Below are 2990 nucleotides of genomic sequence, written 5' to 3'. Positions count from 1 at the left end.
GGCGGCGCGCGCACCGTGCTGGCCAAGGTGCTGCACCACCTGCAGGTCGTCGAAGGTGCCCACACCGTGGTGCTCGACGACATCCCGGCCGAGGTCTTCGAGCGCCAGCGCTCGCGCGCCTGGGTCAAGGCCGAGCTGGACCGCCTGGCCCTCGACGGCGAGCTGGTCAAGATCGCCCCCGGGGTGTGGATGTTCCGCGACGCCGCCGACGCGGCCGCGGCCGCGGAACGGGGGGTCGCGTGATGCGCAACGCCATCGCCGAACTGCAGGACCTGGCGCTGCACCACCCCGCCGACGGGTCCCCGCTGGACGTCGAGGCCACCTGGTACGAGCGCAAGGCCGCCACGCTGCGCCTGCTCGGTGGCCACGACGCCGACGCGGACGCCGCGCACGCCCACGCCGTCCAGCTGCTCAAGAAGCTCGCCGATGAGCTGGCGGCGGTGGCCTGATGTCCGGGAAGCGGCAGTGGCCCTACGTGTGGCAGCACGTCGACGGCCTGGGCGAGGTCCTCACCCGCGGCACGTTCGACGGCCTGCCGGTCCTGGCCTGGGGCTGGGCGCCGCGCGAGATCTTCGCGACGTACCGCCAGCTCCGCGCGATGGGCCGCCGCCCCGGCGGCCATGCTCCGGTCGCCTGCCTGCGCTTCCAGCACCGCCGCGAAGGCCTGCGCGCCCAGGACTTCGCCCTGCTCTACCTCGTGTCCCGCTCCGTGCCGAAGCGCACAGCGACGAACGACCAGCTCAACGCGATCGCGCTCGCGCTGCAGGCCCGCCGGATCTGCCAGCGCGGCCGCGGCGGATGCGGCGAAGAGCAGACCTACTACCTGTCCACGATTTCGCGGCTCTGCAGCGACTGCGAGACCCGCACCCGCTTCTGGGAGCGCCACGCCGCCCAGCGCGGCTACGCACTTGCCGCCTGAACCCAACGAACCCCAGGGAGAACCCCGTGTCGAAGTACCTGCAGTACGCCGCCGACCTGATCACCCAGGCCGCCGCCAGCAACGAGAGCCAGTACGGCGTGCTCGCCCGTCGCAAGGAGGAGTTCTCGCAGCACCGCGAACGCATGGCCGAGCTGTACCAGCTCACCGCGCTCCGCCTCGCCGACGCCTACGCCGCGCTCGCCGCGATCGACAAGGGCCTGGTGCCGGAAGACCTCGCGGACCTGGTCAAGACCGTGATCAATCGTCTCCCCGACCTCGATCCCGCCCGCTGACCCCGCGCTGCCGAAAGGAGATCCCCTCGTGTCCGCACGTATCGAGTTCCCGCCCCCGACCACCCGCCGATCCCGCGTCGACGCCGTCCTGGTCTACCTGCCCAACGCCTTGTGCACCGCCGTCGCCTGGGGCATCACCGCCGCGGGCACGGTCGTACTCGCCGGCGTCGACGCGCCCGGCTCGCTCATGGCCGCGTGGGTGTTTGTCGGCGCCCTGATCGGCGGGATCTGGCCGTTCGTGGCCGTGGTCGACGAGCTGCAGGCCCGCCGGATGCGCCGCGCGATCCTCGCCGACCGCGCCGCCCAGGCCGCCGCCGAACAGGCCCGCCAGGCCGCGAACGCCGACGACATCACCCGCGACGACGTCGAGGTGGCCGGATGATCACGTCGTACCTGCACGAGCTGCGCGCGGAACGCCGCGCCGACCGCGTCGCCGCGGCCGCCCTGGAACAGGACGTCGCCGACCGCCGCGAGGCCCGCCGCCGCGCCACCCAGGCACACCTGGCCCAGCTCGCCGCCACCCGCCGCCAGGAGCGGCGCAACACCCTCACCGCCGTCCGAGACCGGATTCCCGACGCTGCCAACGCCGCGCTCTGGGCCACGGTGATTGTCCTGCCGATCACGCTGGCCTGGGCCGCCCAGGCAGCGTTCGCCGCGACTGCCCTGCACATCCCCGTCCCGCTCAACCACGCGTTCCCCGCGAGCATCGAAACCGGCGCCTGGGTGGTGCTGTTCGAGGCCCACCGCCGCACCAGCGAGCGCAAGTCGACCGGCTCGCTCACCACGTGGGCGTGGGTGCTGGCGGGGGTGGCGGCCGCGATCAACGCCGCGCACGGCCTGCAGGACAACGGCCCGGCCGCCGCGTTCGCCCTCGGTGCGCTGTCCCTGCTCGGAATCGGCCTGCACTCGATCCGCCAGGGCCTCAACTCCGCCGAGGTCGCTGGCCGCCGTCCGGGCCTGGCGCTGTGGCGTCACCTTCGTTACCCGCGGTTGTCGCTGGCGGCCGCCAGCATCCGCGCCGCCCGCGAGCTCGACCACGACACCGCGTGGGAACTGGCCTGGGTCGACCGGTACGGCGTCGGCCCGGAGTCCAGCCGCCGCGACCGCCGCCTGGCCCGCGCGATCGTCCGCCGCGAGGAATCCGAGGACCGCAAGGCCGCCGCTGGCGGCGAGCTGGTCATCATCGGAGGCCGCGTCCAGCCCAGCCTCGCTCCCGAGGTCCGCCAGCTCATCGACACCCGCACCGTCCGGTACACGCTCCCACCGTCCCTTCTGGACGTCCCGAACCCGGCCCCGACCACGGTCACGGTGCCGGAGGTTCCAGAACCCGAACCCCACGCGGACAACACCGAAACCCCCGCTGAACAGGCCCCCGTCGTTCTCTCCGCCCGCGCAACGGCGTTGCTGCCCTCGCTGCAGGCCGCCATCACGCGCGGCGAGCTGCCGGAGAACCCCGGCGTCAAGCGCATCAGCGCGTACGTCCGCGACGTGCTCGACGAGGGCCTGGGCGTCCCGGTCGCGCAGGAACTGCGCGACGCACTCGCCACCCCCGACCCCGGCTTGCGCAGCGTCAGCTGACCCAAGAAATCCACAAAGGACAGGAGAAAACCGTTGAACTACCCCAAGTACGGCGAATACGGCGAGCAGTGGACCCGCCGCCCCGCCCCGGTCTGGAACCCCGACATCGACGTCGAGGGCACGCTCGCCGACGAAGACCACCGCGAGTCACGTCACCAGGCGATCGTCCGCCAGGAAACGGATGCCCCGACCGCGACCGA

At 72.9% G+C, this 2990-nt stretch carries 6 protein-coding genes; all 6 read left to right on the top strand.

What is annotated here, in order from left to right; genetic code table 11:
- Positions 1–243, top strand: a 243-nt coding sequence (locus tag ACFW0G_RS43345; protein WP_378331401.1) for a hypothetical protein, incomplete at its 5' end; no start/stop codon positions are given.
- Positions 243–449: a hypothetical protein gene (locus ACFW0G_RS43340; RefSeq protein WP_378331400.1), complete on the top strand. Its 207-nt coding sequence runs from the start codon at positions 243–245 to the stop codon at positions 447–449. The genes ACFW0G_RS43345 and ACFW0G_RS43340, both read left to right, overlap by 1 nt.
- Positions 449–919 carry an RRQRL motif-containing zinc-binding protein gene (locus ACFW0G_RS43335; protein WP_378331399.1) on the top strand — a complete coding sequence of 157 codons (471 nt, stop codon included), beginning with the start codon at positions 449–451 and terminating at the stop codon, positions 917–919. The genes ACFW0G_RS43340 and ACFW0G_RS43335 overlap by 1 nt, the downstream gene beginning before the upstream one ends.
- A gap of 26 nt (positions 920–945) precedes the next feature.
- Positions 946–1212 (top strand): hypothetical protein, encoded by a 267-nt coding sequence (locus ACFW0G_RS43330; RefSeq protein ID WP_378331398.1) that lies wholly within the window; start codon positions 946–948, stop codon positions 1210–1212.
- Positions 1213–1240: 28 nt separating this feature from the next.
- Complete coding sequence (locus ACFW0G_RS43325) at positions 1241–1594, top strand: hypothetical protein (RefSeq protein WP_378331397.1); 354 nt, start codon at positions 1241–1243, stop codon at positions 1592–1594.
- Positions 1591–2790, top strand: coding sequence for a hypothetical protein (locus ACFW0G_RS43320; protein ID WP_378331396.1), 1200 nt, complete (start codon positions 1591–1593; stop codon positions 2788–2790). The genes ACFW0G_RS43325 and ACFW0G_RS43320 overlap by 4 nt, the downstream gene beginning before the upstream one ends.
- Positions 2791–2990 lie beyond the last annotated feature (200 nt).

Source organism: Amycolatopsis sp. NPDC058986 (genome assembly GCF_042741125.1).
In the GTDB taxonomy this organism is placed as follows: domain Bacteria; phylum Actinomycetota; class Actinomycetes; order Mycobacteriales; family Pseudonocardiaceae; genus Amycolatopsis.
The sequence above is the reverse complement of the archived record's forward strand: the minus strand, read 5'-3'. Positions and strand labels throughout refer to the sequence as shown.

What these genes read in the sequence shown, in the direction of transcription:
- ACFW0G_RS43340 (WP_378331400.1), top strand. Translation starts at nt 243, where the DNA reads ATGCGCAACGCCATCGCCGAACTGCAGGACCTGGCGCTGCACCACCCC.
- ACFW0G_RS43335 (WP_378331399.1), top strand. Translation starts at nt 449, where the DNA reads ATGTCCGGGAAGCGGCAGTGGCCCTACGTGTGGCAGCACGTCGACGGC.
- ACFW0G_RS43320 (WP_378331396.1), top strand. Translation starts at nt 1,591, where the DNA reads ATGATCACGTCGTACCTGCACGAGCTGCGCGCGGAACGCCGCGCCGAC.